This window comes from Streptomyces sp. NBC_00353 (assembly GCF_036108815.1).
Taxonomy (GTDB): Bacteria; Actinomycetota; Actinomycetes; order Streptomycetales; family Streptomycetaceae; genus Streptomyces.
Map to the genome: position 1 here is coordinate 5,172,142 of NZ_CP107985.1, position 21,501 is coordinate 5,193,642.

Here is a 21,501-nt window from a genome sequence, read left to right on the forward strand (position 1 = left end):
CCGCACCGGAGGGCATGCCGAGTGAGCAGCGGAACGGCAGCGAGCCGGGTCGCTTCCTGCGCGCACGCCGGGCTCGGGTGACCCCCGAGCAGGTCGGTCCCACAGCAGGCCGCGGCCTGCGCAGCACGCCCGGTCGTCGCACCGCGGGCTGCGGCTGATGATGGGAGTACGGCCGAGCACTCGGAGATGATCATGACGGGTTGGTTTGTCAGGGACTACTCCCAGGACGATCTCGAGGCGGTGATCCTCCTGGACACGGAGAGCGGCACGACCGGAGAGCCTCCCGTCTTCCAGCTCTCCGACACCGTGGCGGCCCTCCAAGCCCTTCATCCGGCCGTGGTTGCGGTGGCGGACGATGTGATGATCGGGGCTGCCGTGAGCAGGGTGGAAGGCGACAGGGCGTGGATCCTGCGCATCTGCATGGCCCCGTCCTGGCGGCATCGAGGTCTGGGCAGTGCCCTGATCACAGCTCTTGAGCACCGGCTCTTCGCCGGTGGTGTCCGGACGGTGCACGCGGTACTGCCCGAGGGCGAGACCGGTGTCGCCGCTCTGCACAACTGCGACTTCGTCACCCGCTCCGGCCTGGTGTTCTTCGAGAAGCGCGGGCCCGTGACGCCCCAGGCGATCAGCATGCTGGCCGCGCTCGGAGCGGAGCTGCCGCCCGGGGGGCTGTGGCAGAAGGTCGCGGGCATGGAGCGGGAGAAGCGGCTCATCGAGCGGCGTCTGGTCCTGCCGCTGGCCCATCCCGAACTGGCCGCCCAGCACGGGGTGGAGCTGCCACGCGCGGTCATGCTGTTCGGTCCGCCCGGGACGGGCAAGAGCACTTTCGCGCACGCGATCGCCAGCCGTCTGGGATGGCCCTTCGTCGAACTGTTCCCCGCACGTCTCGCCGCCGAATTCGGGCTGGCGGCCGGGCTGAACCGACGGTTCGACGAAATCGCCCAGCTCGACCACGCACTGGTCTTCATCGACGAGGTCGAGGAGATCGCCGTCGAACGCTCGGGCGCGGACCCGACCGCGGTCGGCATCGTCAACGAGCTGCTCAAGGCGATCGTGCGGTTCCGCAGTCAGGACGGCCGACTGCTGGTCTGCGCCACCAACAACGTGACCACGCTGGACTCGGCCTTCCTGCGGCACGGTCGCTTCGACTACGTACTGCCCATCGGCCCTCCCGACCACACGGCCCGGGCCGCGCTGTGGGAGAGCTACCTGGCACGAGCGGGCGCGGAGGCCGACAACGCGGCACTCGCGTCCGCCAGTGAGGGATTCACGCCCGCCGACATCGCCCACGTCGCGCGTACCGTCTCCCAGGCCCAGTTCGAGCGCACCGTCGACACCGGAACCCGGGCCCGCCCCACCACGGACGACTACCTGGAGACGATCGGCACCACCCAGCCCACGGTCAGCAGCACCATGGCCCAGGAGTTCTCCGACCAGAGCGACAGGTTCGCCCGCATCTAGCGTCCTGGCTCGCGCGTGACGACCGCTCAGGCACCCGAGCGCGAGCGCCGGGAACTCCTTGCCCCGGTGCGCACGTCGGGCGAGCCGCGCAGCGGGTCCTGCGGCGGTAGTTGCAGCACTCCGCGCCGCCGCATCCGCGGTGAGAATTCGGTCACCTCCGCGCAATGAAATGTGCCGGAAACGCATGGGTGTTCGTTACGAAACGCGACCCGGCCACCCTCTCTGTCGCCGGACCCCCACGCCGCCCCGAGGAGGGACTCCCTCTTGACCCCCGTGACCCTGGCCGCGGCAGGCCTCGACACAGGCGACACCGCCTGGCTGCTCGCCGCCACCGCGCTTGTCCTGCTGATGACTCCCGGGCTGGCCCTGTTCTACGGCGGCATGGTCCGCTCGAAGAGCGTCCTCAACATGCTGATGATGAGCTTCGTCTCCATCGCGCTGGTCACCGTCGTCTGGCTGGTCGCGGGCTATTCGCTGGCCTTCGGCGACGACGTCTTCGCCGGCCTCATCGGCAACCTCCACCACGTGGGCCTGGCGGGCATCGGTCCCGGCACCCTCACCGGCAGCGTCCCCACCCTGCTGTTCACCACGTTCCAGCTCACCTTCGCGATCATCACGGCGGCACTGATCAGCGGCGCGATCGCGGACCGCATGAAGTTCGCGGCCTGGCTGGTCCTCGTGCCGGTGTGGACCCTGCTCGTATACGTTCCCGTCGCACACTGGGTGTGGGGACCCGGCGGCTGGATCGCGCACTCCCTCGGTGCCCTGGACTTCGCCGGTGGACTCGTGGTGGAGATCACGTGCGGAGCGTCGGGTCTGGCACTCGCCCTGGTGGTGGGCCCGCGGATCGGCTTCAAGAAGGACGCGATGCGCCCGCACAACCTGCCGATGGTGATGCTCGGGGCCGGCCTGCTCTGGTTCGGCTGGCTCGGCTTCAACGGCGGCTCGGCCCTCGGCGCCAACGGTCTGGCAGCGGCCTCTCTCCTCAACACCCTCGTCGCCGGATCCACCGGCCTGCTCGGCTGGCTCTTCGTCGAGCAGAAGCGCGACGGCCACCCGACCACCTTCGGCGCGGCGTCGGGCGCGGTCGCCGGCCTGGTGGCGATCACGCCCGCATGCGGCACGGTCAGCATCCTGGGCGGCGCCGTGGTCGGACTCGCGGCGGGCGTCGTCTGCTCGTACGCGGTCGCGTGGAAGTTCCGGTTCGACTACGACGACTCGCTGGACGTGGTCGGCGTGCACTTCGTCGGAGGCGTCGTCGGCACGTTGCTCATCGGCCTGTTCGCGACGGCCACGATGACCGGCGGCAAGGAGGGTCTCCTCTACGGCGGCGGACCGGGCCAGCTCGCCCGGCAGGCCGTCGCCGTGCTTGCCGTGGCTGCGTACACGTTCCTGGTGACCTACGGGATCGGTAAGGCGATCGACAAGCTGATGGGGCTGCGGGCCTCCACGGAGGAGGAGCTCACGGGCCTGGACCAGACGGTGCACGCGGAGAGCGCCTACGATCACGGCGTCCTGGGTCATGCCGCCCCGCAGGCCCTGGCCCTCTCGACACCTCATTCCAAGGACAGGAGCCCTGCCACATGAAGCTCATCACCGCGATCGTCAAGCCGTACCGCCTTGACGAGGTGAAGACCGCACTGCGGGAGCTCGGCGTGCACGGAATGACTGTTACGGAGGCCAGCGGATACGGGCGTCAGCGCGGCCACACCGAGGTGTACCGGGGCGCCGAGTACCGGGTCGACCTGGTGCCCAAGGCCCGCATCGAGGTCGTCGTCGAGGACGCGGACGCGGACCCGGTCATCGACGCGGTGGTCCGGGCCGCACGGACCGGCAAGATCGGCGACGGCAAGGTGTGGGCGGTGCCCGTGGACACGGTGGTCCGGGTCCGCACGGGCGAGCGGGGCCCGGACGCGCTGTAGGCGGTGCCGACCGCCGCGACGTCCCCTCCGAGGTCACCGGCACCACACGGCACTACGAGTACGCCGACCAGCTCAACGAGGACATGATCAACGCCCGTGTGTACGGCGGAATCCACTTCCGCACCTCGGACGTAGCCGCGCTGTCTCGGCGATGCCGAGATGGTGCTGGGTGGCATGGTCGCGGAGGGCCGTCCGGATCTGCACCGTCGCTGCCGTTCGGGTCTTTCCGGTGGCCCGCTTCCGCCGGCCACTACTCGCCGATGCGTACGACCGCCAGCGTGATGTTGTCGGGGCCGCCCGCCTCGATGGCGGCTTTCCACAGCTCGAAAGCGGCCCTGCCGTCGTTGTGCACCCGCAGCAGGCTGTCGAGTTCGTCCTCCGTCACCGGGTCGGTCAGCCCGTCGGTGCAGACCAGGTAGCGATCGCCTGCGGACAGCGGCGACGTCGTCACGTGGGGCGTGACGGCGCTGAACCGGGAGGCGCCACCGAGCGCCTGCGTGATGAGCGACGTGGTGCGCCGGCCCGGCGCCAACGGCGGGCTGTCGTCGACGCTCACCCGGCGAAGTCCCTCCTGACTCGCGTCGAGCACCCTGCTGTCACCGACGTTGAAGGCGAGCAGCGTGTCCGCCAGCACCACGGCACCCGCGACCGTGGTACCCATGGCGGCCAGCTCCGGATGGCCGTCGGCGGCTGCGTACACCGCACGATTGCAGGCCTTGAGAACGTCACGAACGGCTTCCTCGCTGTCCAACGAAGAGCCGATCGCAGCGAGTTGGCGGACGACCAGCGCACTGGCCACCTCGCCGGCCGGCTGCCCGCCGATACCGTCGGCGACCGCTACGACGAGCGGTGCGCCGAGAGGGAACAGCAGCGTCTGCGGGTTCTCGGTCACGGTGCCGCACAGCGTCCACGGCCCGACCACGAGGCTGTCCTCGTTGTGATCGCGGATCAGCCCGGTGTGGCTCAATGCAGTGACAGCTACGTACGGCATCAGAGGGTCCCGCTTCTCCGCAGCGGACGACGGACGCGTCCCGCACCTCCATTGTGGCGCTGCGGCCCTGCGGATGCCCTCGCCGCTGCCCGGTTCTCGTCGGGAGACGCGCGCCAGACTTACTAGCGGGCGAGATAGTATCTTTTGCGAAACCATCTGTCCGGCCGGATGGCCAGGAGGTGCGTCTTGCACCGCTTCATCGGACGGGCCCGGGAGCTGCGCATCCTGGGACGGACACTCGACGAGGTCCGGGCAGCCGCAGGGTCCGCGAGGCCCGGGCAGTGCACGCTCCTGCGCGGTCGGCGGCGGGTCGGGAAGTCCAGCCTGGTCGAAGAGTTCCTGCAGCGTGCCGGGGTGCCGCATCTGTTCTTCACCGCGGCCGGCGGGTCGGCCGAGGACGAGCTCGCCGAGCTGGCCGATGCGGTGGCGACCTCCACCCTGCCGGAGCGCGGCCTGTACTGCGAGGAAGCGCCGAGCCAGTGGAACGCGGCCTTCAGACTGCTGGCGGAGATCGTGCCCGAGGACACTCCGAGCGTCGTCGTCATCGACGAGGTCCCCTACCTCATGGACCGCGTCGACGCCTTCGAGGGGATGCTGCAGCGAACCTGGGACCGCCTGCTCAGTCGCAAGCCGGTACTGCTGCTCCTGATCGGTTCCGATCTGTCGATGATGGAGGCGCTCGGCAGCTACGACCGTCCCTTCCATCAGCGTGGCCGCGACATGGTGCTGGGGCCGCTCGACCCGGCCGACATCGCCGAGATGCTCGACCTGGACCCCGCCACCGCCTTCGACGCCACGCTGATCACCGGCGGGCTCCCGCTGCTCTGCCGGGAGTGGCGCCCGGGGGCCTCCATGTGGGAGTTCCTGAGCACCGCGCTGGACAACCCGACCTCTGCCCTCCTGGTCTCCGCGGAACGCTCACTGGCCGCGGAATTCCCACCCCAGGCGATGGGCCGGGAAGTCCTTCGCGCGATCGGCACAGGAGAGCGGACCTTCAGCAACATCGCACGGGCCGCCGGAGGCATCGCGCACAGCACCCTCAGCCGGGCGGCGGAGCTGCTCATCGACAAGCGTGTGGTGGCTGCCGAGCTGCCGGTCTCCCTGCGGCCCTCCAAGGAACGCCGCTACCGGGTGGCGGACCCCTACCTGCGGTTCTGGCTGGCCTTCATCGAACCCCACATGGCGGAGATCGAGCGCATGCGCGGGGACCTCACGCTCGCCCGGATCAGGGACCGGTGGACCACCTGGCGCGGGCGTGCGGTCGAGCCGCTGATCCGCGAGTCGCTCGCACGCGCCCTGCCCGACGACCAGTTGCCCGCCACACCGGCCATCGGCGGCTACTGGACCCGCAGCAACGACGTCGAGATCGACCTGGTGGGCGCCGACCGGCAGCCCGTCGCAAAGAAGCTGCTGTTCCTCGGCTCGATCAAGTGGCTGGAGACCTCGCCGTTCGACAGCCACGACCTCGCCGCACTGCGCAGGCACCGGGCAGCCGTAACCGATGCCCCCGTCCCGCTCGTCGCGGTTTCGCGCAACGGAGTCGCCTGTCCGGGACTGCAGGCGGTCTACGGCCCCGACGAACTGCTCGCCGCGTGGCGCACACGCCCCTGACCGACGGCGCGCCATGCGGCTTTCGCACCGCCTGTGCCACATGAGCCCCGTGAGTCTCCCCGGGGTGAGGCGTCACGGCCGGCGTTACGTCCTCCGGCCTCACGGGCAGGCATCGGACCATGCCCATGCTCGTCGGAACGTCAGGGTGGCAGTACAAGGACTGGCGCGGCGTTCTCTATCCACCCGGGCAACCGCAGCGGCTGTGGCTGGAGGAGTACGCCCGGCAATTCGCCACGGTGGAGAACAACAACGCCTTCTACCGGCTTCCCACTGCGGAGATCTTCGCCTCCTGGCGGGAGCGGACCCCGGAGGGGTTCGTCATGGCGGTCAAGGCCAGCCGCTACCTGACCCACCTGAAGCGGCTGCGCGACCCCGAGGAGCCGGTGCACCGGCTGATGGATCACGCCCGGGGTCTCGGCGATCGCCTGGGACCCGTGCTGCTGCAACTGCCGTCGCACTTCCGGGAGGACATCGAGGCTCTGGACGCCTGCCTGACCTGCTTTCCCGACACGGTCCGGGTGGCCGTCGAACTCCGGCACACCTCGTGGTGGGAGGCGGAGCGGAAGCTCCGGGCGGTGCTGGAACGGCATGGCAGCGCGCTGTGCTGGGCAGATCGGGGGTCCCGCCCGGTGACGCCGCTGTGGCGTACGGCGTCGTGGGGGTACGTACGGTTTCACGGCGGCATCGCAGAGCCGCTGCCGCGCTACGGCCGCCAGGCGTTGAAGTCCTGGGCCCGTCGCATCGTCGACACCTGGCCCGACAAGGACGACGTGTATGTGTACTTCAACAACGACCTGGGCGGTGCGGCCGTCGTGGACGCCGCGAAGTTCGCGCGGGCGGCAGCCGCGTTGGGCCGGACGGTGAGCCGTACGCCTCCGGCCCCGCCGGCACGGTCCACGTCCTGAGGGAAGCGGCAGACCGGAAGCAGCGCCTGCACCACGGGCGGCACGGCGAGGCCGGTGCACCCGTCGTCCCGTGACATCAGCCACACAGACTTTTGGCACTCAGGTCGTCGAATAGTAGGTCGAGGCTTGACGGCATAGTGCGTTTTATCCGTCTTGATGCAGAAATCCTCCGAGCGGGATCGAGCGGTATTCGACCTGCTCAACACTTTCGCCCGTTCGCGCAGCGAACAACGGCTTCTGACGGACCAACGGACTCCTTCGCCACCCCGCGAGCCGGACCAGCACGCCCACGCGCCCGTTTCAAGAGCCGTCCATGGCTACGGGCCGAGGTAGTACTGGCGCCTGTTGCCGCACCCCGGCACCAGTTCCAAGAATGTCGGCCGCAAGGCGTCTCCGCGGCCCAGGTGCAGGAACTGGGCAGAGCCGGACCCCCTGGGGGCGCTCCGCGATCACCGAGCGAGGTCACGCATGAGGAAGCACCGCAGGAAGTCGTACTACCGGCCGATAGCCATCGCTGCCATCGCCGTAGGAGCCGTGGGTGTGCCCTCCGCCGCCATGGCCTGCCTGGATACTCAGGGTGATGCGGGCGGTCGCCCCTCCGGCCACTGGGAGCACGTGAGCTCCCACAAGCGGTGGACGGGCTCCTCCTGGGGTCACGGGCCGACTGCGGGAGCGTCGAAGAGTCCCACTGCGGCTCCCAGCGCACCGCAGGCCACCGCGTCTCCCAGCGCACCTGCTACGACCGCACCGGCATCCGGGGCCACGGCCCGCGTACTGACGCTCGTCAACAACGAGCGCAGCAAGGCCGGATGCTCTCCGCTGACCATCAACGCGAAGCTGACCAAGGCCGCTCAGGACCACAGCAAGGACATGGCATCCCACCAGAACATGTCCCACACGGGCTCCGACGGGTCGTCGCCCGGCGACCGCATCACGCGTGCCGGCTACAGCTGGAGCTCCTACGGCGAGAACGTCGCTTACGGCTACTCCACGCCCGAGAAGGTCATGGCGGCCTGGATGTCCAGCCCGGGCCACAAGCGCAACATCCTCGACTGCTCGTTCAAGGAGATCGGCATCGGCCTCGCGCAGCCCGACAACTACTGGACTCAGGACTTCGGCACGGCCCGATAGGGAACTGCGGGGATGGTGCGCAGCCTGCATCGGTGAAGGCCCCGACCGGCTCGCCGGCCGGGGCCTTCACCATGGGTGCAGTTCCATGCGGTTGGGCGACCGTCGCCGCATGTCATGGCGCAGCTGGGGCGGGCCGCCCCGGCGGCCCGGCAGCAGGGTTCCCCGGGCCGGCGTCAGGAGGCACCGCTCGGGCCCTCCTGGAGATACGCGGCGATATCGGCCATGTCGTTCCCGATCGCCAGCACGCCCTTGATGTCGGGCGCCGACGCACCGTTCACCCCGGCGAAGAACACGTCGTAATGCCCCTTGCCGGTCTCCAGATACCCGGCGATGGTCTCCGCGCCCACGCTCAGCCGGTCGTTGAGGAGGTCTCCACCCGCGACGGTGCCGGTCTTCGCGGAGACCTTGCCGCGGGCGGGGCAGTTCCGGCAGGAGATCGCGAGGGACCCGTCGACGCCCAGCGTGGGCAGCGCCTCCCGGAAGCGGGTCGCGTCGGGGGTGCTCTGCCAGTGCGTGAGGATCTGGGCGACGGCGCGGGGCGTGGTGCGGTCGTTCGGGTTGCCGCCGCGGCCGTCGGCGAGCTGAACCGTCTTGCGGTCCACCTTGGCGCTGTCCAGGAACTTCGCAAGCACGGGAAAACCGTCCGCGCACCGGGAACTGCCCGTGCTGACGGCCATGAGGCAGATCCCGAGGTTCGCCCCGAGGTTGTGGCTCACCTTGAGGATGAGCCGGGCGTACTCGTCGTAGGACGGAGAGGCGAACCGGGCCACCTCCGGCGCGCCCTCGTACGACCGGGGCAGCCGGCCGGCCGGGTTGGGCCCCACGGGTTTGGCGGTGACCTCGACCCCGGCCCGCTTCAGTGCCTCGATCAGGGCAGTACGGCCGAAGGTGTTCGGATCGCGGATGTCGGACACCCGCAGAACCGGGTCGGAATCGGCGGCGATGGTGCCGGAGAGCTTGATGCGGGTGCCGTCGGCGGAGGGTTTCACCGTGATGTCGGTGGGCTTGCCGGCCGCGACGGTACGGACGGTGGACGACACGGTGTACGGCGCCACCCGCGGACGCCAGTCGAGCCGGGCCGGCGTGCCCGGACCGTCGCCGGGGGTGGTGAGCAGATCGATCAGGTTGTCATTGATGATCAGCGGCGTCGGGGTCGGATCGAGCTCCGGGTCGGGGCGGAACAGCCGCGCGTCCACGATCACGTCGCCGTCCACCTTGGTGATCCCCGAGGCGCGCACCTGCCGGGCCAATTGGTCGATGCCGGCCAGCGGGTTCTGCGGGGTGAGGGTCGCTCCGGGGACATCGTCGGCGTAGGTGTGGTCGATGGTGGTGAAGGCGACGGTGCCGTCCGCACGCGTGCGGCCACCGAGGGTCAGGTCACCCTGGGCAACGAGATCCAGGTCCCCGGTGAGGGTCGTGCCCCGGCGCTTTCCGACGGCGTGCACCGGTGTGACGAAGCGGTGATCGCTGCCGAGCGTGTGCCAGGTGCCGCTGACGCTGAACAGTTTGGCCACCGACCCGGGGACGAAGAACTCGTCGGCGGCGCGCGTCTGCAGGATCTCGCCGGTCGCCGGGTTCTGCTGGAACAGCCCCCACTGGGCATGCGGGTAGTAGGGCTTGTGCATGATCGCCGCGATGCGCGGGTCGAGGCCGGCCAGCTCCTTCGACGGCGTCACCCAGGCAAGGCCGAACGCGGCCACACTGCCGGCGAGCAGGAGGCCGAGGACGGTGAGGACACGCTGACTGTTCCGGCTTCGGCTCCGGTCTGGCGTGATGGCTGATGACATGCGGACTCCACGTGGTGTGTGGTTCGCGGTGCTCACTGGGACCGAAAAAGGGTGCTTCGAGGCTATGGGCCGTGAAGGGCGGAACGTTTCGGCGCGGCGAGCGGGTCCCCCGGACGGTCGCGGAACGGGGCGCCGGATGCGCCCGTATGGTCGCGAGGGGGCGTCGGCTCACGCCTCCAGCGGCGCGGGCAGGTGGCTCACTTCCCCAGCAGCGCGGGCAGGTCCGCGAAGGAGTCCAGGACGTGGTCCGGGGTGCCGGTGGCGGACCTGTGTGTCTCGGGCAGGTATTTGCCGGTCCTGACCAGTACGCCGGTGATACCGAAGCGCTGCGCCGCCAGTACGTCGGTCTCGATGTCGTCGCCCACCATCAGCGTCTCGGACGCGACGGCGCCGAGGTGGGCCAGCGCGGTGGCGTAGAACGCCTCGGCGGGCTTGCCGGTGACTTCCGCCTCGACCCGGGCGGCCCGTTCCAGCCCCGGGAGGAACGCCCCGGTGTCGAGGTCGAACCCTTCCGACGTGCGCCAGTACAGGTTCCGGTGCATCGCGATCAGCCTGGCGCCGCGCTGGAGGTGGCGGAAGGCCGCATTGAGGGCCGCGTAGCCGAACGCGTCGCCCGCGCCTCCCACGACGACCACGTCCACGTCCCCCGGGGCGCCCTCCCCCACGTCGACGAGTGTCACGCCCGCCAGGTCTTCGCGGACATCGCCGCTGTTGAGCAGCGCGCACCGGGCGCCGGGGTAGCGCTCGCGCAGATACGCGGCGGTGACCGACGGTGCGGTGAGGATGTCGTCCTCGCCGATGGGGAAGCCCGCCCCGGCCAGTTTCGCGGCGATGCGGGCGCGGGTGCGGGACGTGGTGTTGGTGACCAGGGCGAGCGGGAGTCCGGCGGTACGCAGCCGCTCCATGGCCGCCACAGCGCCGGGCAGCGGCTGCCAGTCCACGGTGAGCACGCCGTCGATGTCGATCAGGGCCGCTCCGGACACTCCGATTCGTTCCATACAGTCGAATGTCGCCGACTTGCGGGACCGCCGCACATGGGGTTGCTTCGAAGTAGGTACGTACGTGGTCACTGTCTCCCCTGGGTCGGGGGTGAACCACTGTGTTGTTCACCGATCGCACGGATGCGGGGCAGCGCCTCGCCGAAGCGCTCAAGCATCTGGCGGGGGAGAAACCCGTGGTGCTGGGTCTGCCGCGCGGCGGGGTTCCCGTGGCCGCGGCGGTTGCCACGGCCCTCGGCGCCCCCCTCGACGTGATCGTGGTCCGCAAGCTCGGCGTCCCGTACCACCGTGAGCTGGCCTTCGGTGCCATCGGGGAGGGCGGTGTGCGGGTGATCAACGACGACGTCGTCCGACGCGGAGGGCTGAATCCCGCGGACATCGCCACTGTCGAGCGCGCCGAGCAGGCGGCACTCGTACGGCAGGCCGAACAGTTCCGTGACGACCGGCCCCGGCTGCCGCTCGAGGGCCGTACCGCGATCGTGATCGACGACGGGATCGCGACCGGTGCCACGGCCTCGGCGGCCTGCCAGGTCGTACGGGCACAGGGCGCGGCCCGCGTGGTGCTGGCCGTTCCGGTGGCTCCCGCGGACACGGTGGCCTGGCTGCGTACGCAGGTGGACGAGGTCGTCTGCCTCTCCACGCCGGTTCTGTTCTCGGCCGTCGGCGAGTGGTACCGGGACTTCTCCCAGACCTCCGACGAGGAAGTCCTCTCCCTGTTGAAGGCGTAGAGCCACCCCGATCCCTGATCCATACCCTGATCCCTAGATCCCTACGGGGCCGGGTGGAGCCGCCCGGAGCCGCTCCATCGATTCACGCCTGCCGCCGTACAGACCCGTATACAGTGCGAAAAACATGCAACTTCAAGTACATGGGGGGCCGACATGGCACTGTTCGGGAACGCGCACACCATCGATACGGCGACGGCGCAGCAGGACTTCGCGCGGCTGCTGGGCCAGGGCGAACAGGTGCACGCCGCGTACCTGCTGATACGCGACACCATCCTCTTCACCGACCGGCGTCTCCTCCTCGTCGACAAGCAGGGGATCACCGGCAAGAAGGTGGAGTACCACTCCGTGCCGTACCGGAGCATCACGCATTTCGCCGTGGAGACCGCCGGCACGTTCGACCTCGACGCGGAGCTCAAGATCTGGGTCTCGGGCACCTCGTTGCCGATCCAGAAGACCTTCACCAAGGGCGTCGACATCTACGAGGTGCAGGCGATCCTCACCCAGTTCGTGGCGAAGTAGGGTCCCGTCGGCTGCGCGGGCGGGACCCTGCTCGGCCCATTCAGTCCACGCAGTACGCGTCCTCCGCCGGGCGTACCCCCGTCGTGAGGAACTCGGTGACCTTGCCCGTGCCGCACACGTTGCCGTTGCCCAGGTAGACGCCGTGGCCCCCGTGGTCGACCGTGACGAGTCGCGCACGGTCGCCCAGGGCCTCGCGCATCTTCAGCGCACCGAAGTACGGGGTCGCGGGGTCCCGGAGGTTCTGGATCATCAGGATGTTGGACGGGCCCTCCGAGGTGATCGTGGTCGGCTTCTCGGCGGGTGCGTTCTTCCAGAACGCGCAGGGCGTGATGTTGGCCGGCATCCCGGCCGTCAGCGGGTGACGCACCCGGTCGGCGGCCACCGCCCTCCGGTACGAGGAGACGGATGCCGGCCAGCGCACGTCGTTGCAGATGACGGCCACCATGACCGCGGCGTCCTGGTCCGGCAGCGGGTTCGCGAGATCGGCCGGGAGAACCGGTGTGGCGGCCGGGTCCTGGGCCGCCAGGACGAGCCGGGCCGACTGCTCGAACGAGGCGTCGCTGTAGAGGGCGCTCTGCAGCGCCTGCCGCAGCCGGTTGCCGGTCAGCGCGACGCCCGACGTGGTCGTCGCCTTCGGCTCACGGTCCAGCTTCGCCGCCAGGGACAGGAACAACGGCCGTACGTCCTCGGCCCGTCGGGCCAGCCGCAGCCCCTTGGTCTCCTGCGCCGGATCCGATGCCCAGGCCGCGAAGTCCCGGAAGCGGTCGTCCGCCGCCTGCGACATGTTGGCCAGCCAGCCGCGCGCGACCCGGGCCGGGTCGGGGTCACCGGCGCTGTCCAGCACCCAACGGTCCGTGTGCTGCGGGTACTTCTGCGCGTACACGGCGCCTACGTACGTACCGTACGAGACCCCCCACGCCGACAGTTTCTCCTCGCCCAGCGCCTGCCGGAAGCGGTCGATGTCGCGCACCTCGTTCGCCGTGGTGAAGCTGCGCAGCACGGCGCCCCCGTTGCGTGCGCAGGCCTCGGCGGTACGCCGGGCCCGGGCGACGTTCTCCGTGATGCCGCCGCCCGGCTCCGGCCAGGAGCGCAGGCTCGTCATGTACCGGTCGTCCTCGTCGAGCCCGCAGTTCGCCCGCGTACTGCCGCCGACCCCGCGCGGATCGAGGCCTACCAGGTCGTAAGCCCCCGCCATTTCCTTCTGCAGTGCCGCCCCCTTCTGCGTCAGCCGCTGCACCCCGGCGCTGCCCGGCCCGCCCGGGATCACGATCAACGTGCCGCGCCGCGCCTCGGGACGGTCACTGCGCAGACGGGAGACGGCGAGGGTGAGCTGCGGGCCGGCCGGGTCGGCGTAGTCGAGCGGTACGGGCAGGTCGGCGCACTCCTGCCCGGCAGGTCCGCCGGCCCGGGCGCAGGGTCGCCAGGTGAGGGCGGGGACAGAAGTGCTGGACTTCGCCGGTACGGCCTGGGCCGTCGGGGCGGCGGCGGCCGTCAGGGACGTGGCGACGGCGGCTGCGGAGAGCACGAGAAGCAGAGCCCGATTGCTGGAAGTGGTCATGGGCCAAGGCTTGTTGAGCGGAACCCTCTTTCCCATCCGGCAGGCGTGACGGCCTCCGGTGGGGGTAGCCCCCGAGGCCCTCAGGGCGGTCACCCGAGCGTCGTGCCGGGCCACGGGCGCGGGACGGCCCGGTGTCCACCGGTGGTCAGGGCAGAGGGACTTGCTCGACATGCGGCCGTCCGGAGAACGAACCGGAGGTCAGCCGTTCCTCCTGCCGAACAGCAGCTTCCACGGTGCGATCGCCGACTCGATCTGTACGCGCAGCCCGAGCTTCGATTCGCCGTTGACCCGCTCCTCGAATCTGATCGGCACCTCGACGATTCTCAGTCCGCGCCTGACCGTCCGGTAGTTCATCTCCACCTGGAAGGAATATCCGTTGCTGCGGATGGACGGCAGATCGATCGCCTTCAGGGCGTCCGCACGCCATGCCTTGAAACCGGCCGTGGCATCCTTCACGTGCAGTCGCAGAATCGCGTTGACGTAGAAATTCGCCCAGGCGGAGAGCGCCTTGCGGTGCCAAGGCCACTCGGTCGCGAGCGAACCGCCCGCCACATAACGGGAGCCGATCACGACTGCGGCATCCTCGGCGAAGAGTTTCTCGATCATGAGCGGGACCACCGAGGCCGGGTGGGAGAGGTCGGCGTCCATCTGAATGACGACGTCCGCTTCTTCTGCGAGCGCGCGCGTCATACCGGCGACATACGCGCGGCCCAGCCCGTTCTTCTCCGTTCGGTGCAGAACGCCGACGATGCCCGAGGTCTCGGCCGCGAGCCGGTCCGCCACCTCGCCCGTACCGTCGGGCGAATTGTCGTCCACCACGAGAATATGCAGGTTCGGTACGTGCAGATCTGTGAGCAGATCGACGAGGACGGGCAGGTTCGTCCGCTCGTTGTAGGTGGGGACGACCACCACGACCTTCGGGGAAGTCTTCTCCACGACCATTCCCTTGCGTTCTCAGGCGTTTGCCGGTGATTCACGCTCTTGATCCGCGCGAGCCTAGCAGTCGGGAACGGCGCCTCCGCGAGTTCGCCCGGGCAGCTGCGCGCATCGCACCGGCCGCCCGATCCGCAAGACAGCTGCTGTCGCCGAGGCGATACGGGCCCGGCAGAAGTCGATACGCGCGCCCCACTTACTTCAAGGGCCCGAAGCGATGAAAAAAGGCCATCTCGATTCCGCACGCGCCGTGCGGGAACAGGGCTGAATCTTCCCGGACTTCCCGGGTTCTGGGTACGCTGACGAGAGCGCAGACCCGGGTCCGTTGCACCCTTTCGCCGCCGAATCGGAGTGCGCCATCAACCTTCCGCAGACTCCGGCCGCTCTGCGCGCGACGCGCCGTCCCGAGAGACGCCACGAACCGGGTTCGCAACGGGACTCCGCGCCACTGTCCCGATACCGGGCCGGCTTATTGCCCGCGCTGCTGGCACTGCTGATGGGCCTCTGGGGGATCCGTCGCGAGAACTCCATGTGGCGCGACGAGTCGGTGACGTACCAGGTCGCCCATCGAAGCCTCTCCGAGATCTGGCATCTGCTCGGCAATGCCGATGCGGTGCACGGCCTCTACTACTTCTTCATGCACGCGCTGTTCGCCGTGGGGGGCGACAGTCTTGCGACACTCCGGCTCCCGTCGGTGCTCGCGACTTCGGTGTCCGCCTTTCTGGTGGCGTCTACCGGAAGCCGCCTCGTGGGCCCCCGTACCGGACTCATCGGCGGTCTCGCCTTCGCTCTCCTGCCCATGGTCCAGATGTACGCGCAGGAGGGCCGCTCCTACGCAATGGTGTGCACGCTCATCGCCCTCTCCACCTATCTGCTCGTCGGCGCCGTCGACAATTCCTCCCGCCGGCGGTGGACCGCGTACGCACTCACCGTCGTCGCCGCCGGATGGCTCCACGAATTCGCGGTCCTCGCCCTGCCCGCCCACGGCCTGACGCTGTACCTCGCGCGGCTGCCCCGTGCGCTGATGCGGTCCTGGGCGGTCGCCGCAGGACTGTCCGTGGCCGCGGTCGCCCCGCTCGCCCTCCTGTCCACGGACCAGTCGGGGCAGGTCTCCTGGATCGGGTGGCCGCATCCGGGCGAATGGCTCGTCATCGCGGCCGTCACCCTCGTCGGCGTGCTCTGCGCCGGGTACGCGACGAAGCCGGCGGAACCGGCCACGGCTACGAGGGCTCGGGCGGGCGTGCTCCGTCTGGTCAGGCTGACCCTCCCGCTGCTGATCGTCCCCACGGCCACGCTCCTCCTCGCCTCTCTCCACGACCCGATGTACCTGGACCGCTATGTCCTCTACTCCCAGCTCGCCCTGGCCCTGCTCATAGGGGTGGCCGTGGACCGGCTGTGGGACGCCGCGGGACGGACCGTCCGGCCGGCGGCGTCCCGGTCGCGGGCGGCGGCGTTCGGCATCGCGGCGGCCGGTGTGGCCGCCGCGCTCCTCCCGGTGACGCTCCAGATGCGCACCCCCGACAGCCGCAAGGACAACGTCACCGCCATCGCCGCCCAGGTGCGGACCATGGCGCCGGACGACGCCGGCGTGCTCTTCATGCCGTCGCGACGGCGGGAATGGGCCCTCTCCCACCCGGACGATTTCCGGGGCCTGACCGATCTGGCCCTGCAGCGGGGACCGAGGGCCGACAACACCCTTGAAGGCACCGAGTTCTCGGCCGACCGGATCCGGGTCCGGCTGCGCGCGTTCGACCGGATCGTGGCGCTCACCGATCCCCCGGGGCAGCCGGAGGACGCGTTTCCCGAAGAGGCGGTCAAGCGGGACGTCCTGCGGCAGGAGTTCGTCGTCTGCCGCCGGGTGCAGGCCAAGGGTGGCCAGGTCACGCTGTACGCACGGCCGGGCAGGTGCTGACCCGCCGAGCCGGCCATCCGGAGCCTCTGCGCCGGGCGGGGCGCACACGCGGGCGATACTCTGGTGCGAGCAGGGACTGTGATGGTGACTGACGGTTGCTGCGCGGCGGTGGGGCCCGCCGTACCCGAACCGCGGCAGCAGTGCCGCCAACGGTCCCTACTTGCGGTGGAGTGTGCCCGCGTACGGGCACCCAGCAGGTAGGAGACGTATGCCCATGGGAGCCCAGCAGCCCCACGTGTCCCCCGTATCCACAAGGTCTCAGGGATCTGCGGCGGATGAACCCGACGACGCCGAGGCCGCCATGTCCGTACCCGAGCAGCGGGCCGAGCGGTCGCGCCGGCGGTGGTCCGGCAGGCGGTGGCCCGGCAGGCAGGGGCCCGTCGTCGCCGTCGTCGCCCTCGGCGGTGCGCTCGGGGCGTGCGCCCGTTACTGGGCTTCCCTGATCTGGACGACTCCACCGGGCGGCTTCCCCTGGACGACGCTGCTGGTGAATGTCGTCGGGTGTGCGGTGATCGGCGTCTTCATGGCGGTCATCGGCGAGATCCGGTCGGTGCACCGGCTGGTGCGGCCCTTCTTCGGTACGGGGGTGCTGGGCGGGTTCACCACGTTCTCCACGTACGCGGTGGACATCGAGCGGCTCGTGGACGCCGGACGGGCCCGTGCAGGTGTCGCGTATCTCGGGCTGACCCTGCTGGCGGCGCTGGCCGCGGTGTGGAGTGCGGTGTGGCTGACGCGCCGTGTGCTGGCGTGGAGGCAGCCGTGACGAGGAAGTCCAAGAAGACGCACGAGACCGAGGAGACCGGGGAGAGCAAGGTGACCGAGGGGACCAGGGTGACCGAACGGGGCCTGCGCCTGACCGTCCTCATCGGGGAGTCCGACGGCTGGCACCACCGGCCCCTCTACTCGGAGATCGTGCACCGGGCACACCGGGCGGGGCTGGCGGGCGCGAGCGTGTTCCGGGGCATCGAAGGGTTCGGCGCCTCGTCGATGATCCACACCCAGCGGCTGCTGTCGCTGAGCGAGGACCTGCCGGTGGCCGTCGTGATCGTGGACACGGAGGAACGGATCCGCGCGTTCCTTCCGCTCGTCGACGAGGTGATCGGGGAAGGCGTGGTCGTCCTGGACGCCTGCGAAGTCATCCACTACCCCGGCCGGGAGGAGGGCCGGTGAACTGGCTGCTGGTGATCGTCGGCGCGGCGATCGGCGCACCACTGCGCTATCTGACTGACCGGGCGGTCCAGTCCCGGCACGACACGGTCTTCCCGTGGGGGACGTTCACGGTCAACGTGGCCGGCTCCCTGGTGCTGGGCCTGCTCACCGGAGCGGTGGCGGCCGGCGCGGCGTCGTCGCAGGTGCAGCTGTTCGTGGGTACGGGGCTGTGCGGGGCGCTGACGACGTATTCGACGTTCAGCTACGAGACGCTGCGACTGGCGGAGGACGGGGCGAAGTTCTACGCGGCGGCCAACGTGGTGGCGAGCGTGGTGGCGGGGCTGGGCGCGGTGTTCGCGGGGGTCGCGGTCGCCGATGCGCTGTGGGCGTAGGCCCGTTCGGTACGCACGTGCGAAAGGGCCGGGGGCCAGGACACGCGTCCCGGCCCCCGGCCCTCGTGCCGCTCACCCGACCGGGTGTCAGACGGTCGTCGCCGATCCGAGCATCGCCGACGCCGCCTCGAGCGGCGTCTGCGCGGTTGCCGGGACGGGCACGTCCGCGGTACGGCAGGTGAAGCCGAGCCGGGTCAGCGCGCGGGTCACCTCGCCGGAGGTGAAGTCGCGGCGGTCCTGGCGGGTGATCACCTCGCCGACCTGCTTGACCGGATAGACCCGGCGGCCGATGACCACCGAATCACCTGTGACGGGCTCCGGCTTGATGCCCTTCATCGAATCCATGACCTCGCTCTTGAACAGGTCGAAGGGGAAGCGGGCGATTACGCAGCGCATAGTGCCTCAACGGGGTTGAAGAGAAGGAACGGGATCAGTGGGCCGAGTCTCACTCAGGCCGCGCGGTTGCCCGAGGACCTGTGCGGCGAACTGCCGCTCCCCCCGCGGGCCGAGGACGACGACTGCGACGACGAGGACGACGTGCGGCGCGCCTGCGCCGGGCGGCTGCGGCGGCCACGGGACGACGACGCGCCGCTCCTGGCACGCTCCGTCACCGGTGCCGTGATGGTGACCGGTACACCCGACGGGGCCTGCGCCCCGGTGATCCGGTTCAGTTCGGCCTCGCCGGAGCGGACCTGGGCGATCTTCGGGGTGATCCCCGCGTCGGCCATCAGGCGGGTCATCTCACGGCGCTGATTGGGCAGCACCAGCGTGACGACGCTGCCGGACTCGCCGGCGCGGGCGGTGCGGCCGCCGCGGTGCAGGTAGTCCTTGTGGTCGCTCGGCGGGTCGACGTTGACGACCAGGTCGAGGTTGTCGACGTGGATGCCGCGGGCCGCGACGTTCGTGGCGACCAGCACCGTGACGTGCCCGGTCTTGAACCGGGTCAGGGTGCGGGTGCGCTGCGGCTGCGACTTGCCACCGTGCAGCGCGGCAGCCCGTACACCGCTGTTGAGGAGGTGGTCGGTGAGCTTGTCCACAGCGTGCTTGGTGTCCAGGAACATGATCACCCGGCCGTCGCGCGCCGCGATCTCCGTCGTGGTGGCGTACTTGTCGGCGCCGTGGACGTACAGCACGTGGTGCTCCATCGTCGTGACCGCACCGGCCGCCGGGTCGACGGAGTGGACCACCGGGTCGTGCAGATAACGGCGGACCAGCAGGTCGACGTTACGGTCCAGGGTGGCCGAGAACAGCATCCGCTGGCCCTCGGGCGCCACCTGGTCGAGCAGCTCGGTCACCTGCGGCATGAAGCCCATGTCGGCCATCTGGTCGGCCTCGTCGAGGACGGTGATGGTGACCTGGTCGAGGCGGGCGTCGCCGCGCTCGATGAGGTCCTTGAGCCGGCCGGGTGTGGCGACGACGACTTCGGCGCCGCCGCGCAGTGCGCCGGCCTGCCGGCCGATCGACATCCCGCCGACGACGGTCGCCAGGCGCAGCCTCAGCGACTTGGCGTACGGGGTGAGCGCGTCGGTGACCTGCTGGGCCAGCTCCCGGGTGGGGACGAGGACCAGGGCCAGCGGGGAGCGGGGCTCGGCGCGCCGGCCTGCGGTACGGGCCAGCAGGGCGAGGCCGAAGGCGAGTGTCTTGCCCGAGCCGGTGCGGCCGCGGCCGAGGACGTCGCGCCCGGCGAGCGAGTTGGGCAGCGTGGCCGCCTGGATCGGGAACGGCGTGGTCACGCCCTCGGTGGCGAGCGCCGCCAGCAGGGGCGCGGGCAGGTCCAGATCGGCGAACGCCTCGGCGGCGGGCAGCGCGGGGGTGATGGTCTTCGGCAGGGCGAACTCGCCCTGCTTGGCGGCGGGCCGACGGCCGTAGCCACCGGAACCGGAACGCGAACCGGAGGCGGAGCGGCCCGGGGCACCGTAGCGGCTCTGGCCACCCTGGCCGCTGCCGGCCTGGGAGCGGAAGCCGCCGCTGCGGGAGTATCGGTCGTTCGTGCGAGCTGTGCGGTTCATGCAGAACCCTTCCTCGATATGGCGCGTATCGAGGAATTCACTGCGGCGGAGCGGCGCAGGAATCGCAAGAACGGGCCGATGAAATGCGTGGACGAAGCCCGGCTGCGAAGAATGAGCCGTGTCCGACACGGGTGAACCGTGTCCGTCACAGGGACTGGGGGGCGGCGCACGGTGGCGGGCCCGGAAAAAGCAACGAGCTGGGGCCCGCACCCCAAGGTGCGGGCCCCAGCTGCGCAAGTGCGTGTCAGCGCGTCAGCGCCGGAGCATTCGCAGGATCACGCGGGGGTGATGTTCTCCGCCTGCGGGCCCTTCTGGCCCTGCGTGACGTCGAAGTTCACCTTCTGGCCCTCCTGCAGCTCACGGAAGCCGCTCGCGGCGATGTTCGAGTAGTGGGCGAAGACGTCAGCGCCGCCACCATCCTGCTCGATGAAGCCGAAGCCCTTTTCCGCGTTGAACCACTTAACGGTGCCAGTAGCCATGTTTTATCTCCTTCTGGGGCAGTGCCCGGGGATCCACACTGTGCGGAACCCGCGTCGCCGCGATGATTACCCCGTCCGGAATAAGAATGCCGGAAATACAAAAGCGCGCTCACCGGCACATTACGTCGGCGAGAGCACTTGGAGTTTTGGGAACCACAACTGCAACTGACATCCACACTAGCACGGTGGAGCCGTCCGGGCGCGGCAAGTAATTACACTCCGTCCGATGTGTCATAAACCCTCATCGCACATTGCATAAAATTCTGCGCTTGCCGCAGCAGATATTCTGTGCCGTGGACAGGTCTCAGGACCCCGCACCCGCCCCACCGGCCGAACCCGCCGTGGGCCGGCGCAGCTCCGCGTTGAGGCGCAGCGCCTCCTCCAGCTGGTCCTCCAGGATGACGATGCGACAGGCCGCCTCGATCGGCGTACCGCCGTCGACGAGCTCACGGGCACGGGCCGCGATCCGCAACTGATAGCGGGAGTAGCGACGGTGGCCGCCCTCGGACCGCAGGGGCGTGATCAGGCGGGCGTCACCGATCGCCCGGAGGAAGCCCGGCGTGGCGCCGATCATCTCCGCGGCGCGCCCCATGGTGTAGGCGGGGTAGTCGTCGTCATCGAGTCGACCGGCGGCATGCGGAGGGGTCTCTGCGGGCATTTGCACCTCTTCCGGGCCCGCGGCGAGAGACATCGGAAGCGTCTCTGATTTCGTTGACCGAAAAAGAAACTCTCAGGGTGCGAGCCATCATCTCTAGCATAGCCGCGACAGATTTCCCGGGCCTGCCAGGTGAAATTATCTGCCTGCCGGAGAGGGCGACACCCCGGGGCGCGAGGACCGCCGTGCGCCTCGCCGCACACATCTCCGTACGCCTGTCCGCACACCCGGTCGGGACACACTGACCGGCCGGTCAGTTGATGACGGCCCGGCCGACGGCCATAATGAACGGGTAGCCCTTCACGCATCCCCCGTCGTGAAGGGCTACGACTCGTTGCGGGCCCGCGCGGACGCACGACGA

20 protein-coding genes and 1 pseudogene are annotated in these 21,501 nt (G+C 69.9%); 12 read left to right on the forward strand and 9 right to left on the reverse strand.

Going from position 1 to position 21,501, the window contains the following annotated elements; genetic code table 11:
* Positions 1-192 precede the first annotated feature (192 nt).
* The 3 genes from OHA88_RS23400 to OHA88_RS23410 all read left to right on the forward strand — a co-directional run bounded on the left by OHA88_RS23400 (position 193) and on the right by OHA88_RS23410 (position 3,383).
* Positions 193-1,461, forward strand: coding sequence for an ATP-binding protein (locus OHA88_RS23400; RefSeq protein WP_328626943.1), 1,269 nt, complete (start codon positions 193-195; stop codon positions 1,459-1,461).
* Positions 1,462-1,725: 264 nt separating this feature from the next.
* Complete coding sequence (locus OHA88_RS23405; RefSeq protein ID WP_326814725.1) at positions 1,726-3,048, forward strand: ammonium transporter; 1,323 nt, start codon at positions 1,726-1,728, stop codon at positions 3,046-3,048.
* Positions 3,045-3,383: a P-II family nitrogen regulator gene (locus tag OHA88_RS23410; protein ID WP_328626944.1), complete on the forward strand. Its 339-nt coding sequence runs from the start codon at positions 3,045-3,047 to the stop codon at positions 3,381-3,383. The genes OHA88_RS23405 and OHA88_RS23410 overlap by 4 nt, the downstream gene beginning before the upstream one ends.
* Positions 3,384-3,633: 250 nt before the next feature.
* On the opposite strand, the gene OHA88_RS23415 is transcribed toward OHA88_RS23410, so the two are convergent.
* Entirely contained in the window at positions 3,634-4,374 is a 741-nt protein-coding gene (locus OHA88_RS23415) for a PP2C family protein-serine/threonine phosphatase (RefSeq protein ID WP_328626945.1), read from the reverse strand.
* Positions 4,375-4,560: 186 nt separating this feature from the next.
* Here OHA88_RS23415 and OHA88_RS23420 point away from each other — a divergent pair, with 186 nt between their 5' ends.
* From OHA88_RS23420 to OHA88_RS23430, 3 genes are all read left to right on the forward strand, one after another.
* The gene (locus tag OHA88_RS23420) at positions 4,561-5,985 is read left to right on the forward strand and encodes an ATP-binding protein (RefSeq protein ID WP_328626946.1); all 1,425 of its coding nucleotides are present in this window, start codon (positions 4,561-4,563) and stop codon (positions 5,983-5,985) included.
* Between the two features lie 119 nt (positions 5,986-6,104).
* Entirely contained in the window at positions 6,105-6,890 is a 786-nt protein-coding gene (locus OHA88_RS23425) for a DUF72 domain-containing protein (protein ID WP_328626947.1), read from the forward strand.
* A 468-nt stretch (positions 6,891-7,358) separates the two neighbouring features.
* Positions 7,359-8,021, forward strand: a complete 663-nt coding sequence (locus tag OHA88_RS23430) for a CAP domain-containing protein (protein WP_328626948.1) — start codon at positions 7,359-7,361, stop codon at positions 8,019-8,021.
* Positions 8,022-8,194: 173 nt separating this feature from the next.
* Here the strand turns inward: OHA88_RS23430 and dacB are convergent, their stop codons facing one another.
* Both dacB and OHA88_RS23440 read right to left on the reverse strand, forming a co-directional pair.
* Positions 8,195-9,808: a D-alanyl-D-alanine carboxypeptidase/D-alanyl-D-alanine endopeptidase gene (gene dacB, locus OHA88_RS23435; RefSeq protein ID WP_328626949.1), complete on the reverse strand. Its 1,614-nt coding sequence runs from the start codon at positions 9,806-9,808 to the stop codon at positions 8,195-8,197.
* Positions 9,809-10,005: 197 nt separating this feature from the next.
* Entirely contained in the window at positions 10,006-10,806 is an 801-nt protein-coding gene (locus OHA88_RS23440) for an HAD-IIA family hydrolase (protein ID WP_328626950.1), read from the reverse strand.
* Between the two features lie 101 nt (positions 10,807-10,907).
* Between OHA88_RS23440 and OHA88_RS23445 the strand changes: the two are divergent.
* Positions 10,908-11,525, forward strand: a pseudogene (locus tag OHA88_RS23445) (phosphoribosyltransferase); the annotation flags it as partial.
* Between the two features lie 162 nt (positions 11,526-11,687).
* Entirely contained in the window at positions 11,688-12,053 is a 366-nt protein-coding gene (locus OHA88_RS23450; RefSeq protein WP_030931508.1) for a PH domain-containing protein, read from the forward strand.
* Positions 12,054-12,093: 40 nt separating this feature from the next.
* Here the strand turns inward: OHA88_RS23450 and OHA88_RS23455 are convergent, their stop codons facing one another.
* Together OHA88_RS23455 and OHA88_RS23460 are read right to left on the reverse strand one after the other, a co-directional pair.
* Entirely contained in the window at positions 12,094-13,611 is a 1,518-nt protein-coding gene (locus OHA88_RS23455; RefSeq protein WP_328626951.1) for an alpha/beta hydrolase, read from the reverse strand.
* Positions 13,612-13,809: 198 nt separating this feature from the next.
* Complete coding sequence (locus OHA88_RS23460) at positions 13,810-14,547, reverse strand: polyprenol monophosphomannose synthase (RefSeq protein ID WP_328626952.1); 738 nt, start codon at positions 14,545-14,547, stop codon at positions 13,810-13,812.
* Between the two features lie 469 nt (positions 14,548-15,016).
* Here OHA88_RS23460 and OHA88_RS23465 point away from each other — a divergent pair, with 469 nt between their 5' ends.
* The 4 genes from OHA88_RS23465 to crcB (OHA88_RS23480) all read left to right on the forward strand — a co-directional run bounded on the left by OHA88_RS23465 (position 15,017) and on the right by crcB (OHA88_RS23480) (position 17,997).
* A complete protein-coding gene (locus tag OHA88_RS23465; RefSeq protein ID WP_328626953.1) occupies positions 15,017-16,456 on the forward strand; it encodes a glycosyltransferase family 39 protein in 1,440 nt (479 codons plus the stop codon).
* Positions 16,457-16,757: 301 nt separating this feature from the next.
* Positions 16,758-17,219, forward strand: coding sequence for a fluoride efflux transporter CrcB (crcB, locus tag OHA88_RS23470; protein ID WP_328629771.1), 462 nt, complete (start codon positions 16,758-16,760; stop codon positions 17,217-17,219).
* Between the two features lie 50 nt (positions 17,220-17,269).
* Positions 17,270-17,626 (forward strand): DUF190 domain-containing protein, encoded by a 357-nt coding sequence (locus tag OHA88_RS23475; RefSeq protein ID WP_328629772.1) that lies wholly within the window; start codon positions 17,270-17,272, stop codon positions 17,624-17,626.
* Positions 17,623-17,997, forward strand: coding sequence for a fluoride efflux transporter CrcB (crcB, locus tag OHA88_RS23480; protein WP_328626954.1), 375 nt, complete (start codon positions 17,623-17,625; stop codon positions 17,995-17,997). Before OHA88_RS23475 ends, crcB (OHA88_RS23480) begins: the two co-directional genes overlap by 4 nt.
* Positions 17,998-18,084: 87 nt before the next feature.
* Here crcB (OHA88_RS23480) and OHA88_RS23485 read toward each other — a convergent pair whose 3' ends face one another.
* The 4 genes from OHA88_RS23485 to OHA88_RS23500 all read right to left on the reverse strand — a co-directional run bounded on the left by OHA88_RS23485 (position 18,085) and on the right by OHA88_RS23500 (position 21,143).
* A complete protein-coding gene (locus OHA88_RS23485) occupies positions 18,085-18,393 on the reverse strand; it encodes an SCO5918 family protein (protein ID WP_267003839.1) in 309 nt (102 codons plus the stop codon).
* 53 nt (positions 18,394-18,446) lie between these two features.
* On the reverse strand, positions 18,447-20,006 hold the full coding sequence (locus tag OHA88_RS23490) for a DEAD/DEAH box helicase (RefSeq protein WP_328626955.1): 1,560 nt from the start codon (positions 20,004-20,006) through the stop codon (positions 18,447-18,449).
* Between the two features lie 275 nt (positions 20,007-20,281).
* Entirely contained in the window at positions 20,282-20,485 is a 204-nt protein-coding gene (locus OHA88_RS23495) for a cold-shock protein (RefSeq protein WP_015609674.1), read from the reverse strand.
* A 304-nt stretch (positions 20,486-20,789) separates the two neighbouring features.
* Positions 20,790-21,143, reverse strand: coding sequence for a MerR family transcriptional regulator (locus OHA88_RS23500; RefSeq protein WP_267003843.1), 354 nt, complete (start codon positions 21,141-21,143; stop codon positions 20,790-20,792).
* Positions 21,144-21,501 lie beyond the last annotated feature (358 nt).

Excerpts from the sequence above, each read along its gene's own strand:
- dacB (WP_328626949.1), bottom strand. The coding sequence starts at position 9,808 with ATGTCATCAGCCATCACGCCAGACCGGAGCCGAAGCCGGAACAGTCAG.
- OHA88_RS23500 (WP_267003843.1), bottom strand. The coding sequence starts at position 21,143 with ATGCCCGCAGAGACCCCTCCGCATGCCGCCGGTCGACTCGATGACGAC.
- OHA88_RS23410 (WP_328626944.1), top strand. The coding sequence starts at position 3,045 with ATGAAGCTCATCACCGCGATCGTCAAGCCGTACCGCCTTGACGAGGTG.
- OHA88_RS23495 (WP_015609674.1), bottom strand. The coding sequence starts at position 20,485 with ATGGCTACTGGCACCGTTAAGTGGTTCAACGCGGAAAAGGGCTTCGGC.
- OHA88_RS23485 (WP_267003839.1), bottom strand. The coding sequence starts at position 18,393 with ATGCGCTGCGTAATCGCCCGCTTCCCCTTCGACCTGTTCAAGAGCGAG.
- OHA88_RS23440 (WP_328626950.1), bottom strand. The coding sequence starts at position 10,806 with ATGGAACGAATCGGAGTGTCCGGAGCGGCCCTGATCGACATCGACGGC.
- crcB (WP_328629771.1), top strand. The coding sequence starts at position 16,758 with ATGTCCGTACCCGAGCAGCGGGCCGAGCGGTCGCGCCGGCGGTGGTCC.
- OHA88_RS23400 (WP_328626943.1), top strand. The coding sequence starts at position 193 with ATGACGGGTTGGTTTGTCAGGGACTACTCCCAGGACGATCTCGAGGCG.
- OHA88_RS23425 (WP_328626947.1), top strand. The coding sequence starts at position 6,105 with ATGCCCATGCTCGTCGGAACGTCAGGGTGGCAGTACAAGGACTGGCGC.
- OHA88_RS23415 (WP_328626945.1), bottom strand. The coding sequence starts at position 4,374 with ATGCCGTACGTAGCTGTCACTGCATTGAGCCACACCGGGCTGATCCGC.
- OHA88_RS23490 (WP_328626955.1), bottom strand. The coding sequence starts at position 20,006 with ATGAACCGCACAGCTCGCACGAACGACCGATACTCCCGCAGCGGCGGC.
- OHA88_RS23455 (WP_328626951.1), bottom strand. The coding sequence starts at position 13,611 with ATGACCACTTCCAGCAATCGGGCTCTGCTTCTCGTGCTCTCCGCAGCC.
- OHA88_RS23430 (WP_328626948.1), top strand. The coding sequence starts at position 7,359 with ATGAGGAAGCACCGCAGGAAGTCGTACTACCGGCCGATAGCCATCGCT.
- OHA88_RS23450 (WP_030931508.1), top strand. The coding sequence starts at position 11,688 with ATGGCACTGTTCGGGAACGCGCACACCATCGATACGGCGACGGCGCAG.